2 protein-coding genes are annotated in these 905 nt (G+C 40.7%); both read right to left on the minus strand.

Translation table 11 applies throughout. The features are described from left to right. A partial coding sequence (locus LD39_RS13610; RefSeq protein ID WP_035547922.1) for an NAD(P)/FAD-dependent oxidoreductase occupies positions 1-667 on the minus strand: 667 nt, incomplete at its 3' end. Between the two features lie 49 nt (positions 668-716). Continuing rightward, positions 717-905, minus strand: a 189-nt coding sequence (locus LD39_RS23590; protein ID WP_231572582.1) for a hypothetical protein, incomplete at its 5' end; no start/stop codon positions are given.

Raw genomic sequence — 905 nt, forward strand, 5'->3', positions numbered from 1 at the left:
GCACTTCATTATCAGGGAGAGGGAAGAGACCTAAAAAGCAGCTGGAAGTCGTGATTATTTTTCCTTTTGTAAAATTTTCAGGCCTGGGGATTGTTACTGTCAGGAAATGGTGATTATAGTCTTTTCGTTCCACCTTAACGTTCATCGCATCCCTTGTAGGTGAGCTTCTTCCTTCTGCTCCAATATAAACTTTTGCTTCAATATAAGTGATTTCTTTTTTCTGCTTAATTTTAGCCATTCCATTTTCAAACCCTAAAAATCTAGCTCCTGAAAAGTAATGAAAATATTCCTTAAATGATGCCCCTTTATTTCTCAAGATTGACTTGGTTTTTTCGTGTGGGACCATCAAAGCATGATCATAAAGACTTGCTACTCGACTATAATTTAACTCCGTTAAATTAATCTCTTCTGGAGGTCCGCCAGTTATCCGGTGTATTTCTTGAAAACGAAGTTGGTCGATTGGGTGACCACACCCTTCGATTTCGTCAATCACGCCGAGCCTCTCTAGGATCGCCAGTGTTTTCGGCTGCAATAATTCCCCTTTGTATATTGGGGATTCTTTTTTTAACTGTTCAGCGACTGTCACGTGAACGCCTCGGCTTGCAAGCTTAGCTGCTAAAGTTAAACCACCGACTCCGCCACCAGCGATAAATACATCGGTCTTCACTTCTACTCCCCCCTCTCTCAATTTTTTCTATTATGAATAGATTCCCTTTTCAATAACTTAAAAACATACTAAGAGGCTCTGAAGCGGCCGTTAAGGATTTATTAAACAAACGTGCAGAATTGTTTAAGACTTGATTTCGAGATACTTTCGGTTCCGTTGCTAAATACTTATTAGGATTGGGTGGGAAACAACTCGTCCAGCTGCAACGCCCAGACACTCGCGTCATAAGCAGAAAATC

Origin of the sequence: Halobacillus sp. BBL2006 (assembly GCF_000786645.1) — a bacterium.
Classification (GTDB): domain Bacteria; phylum Bacillota; class Bacilli; order Bacillales; family Halobacillaceae; genus Halobacillus.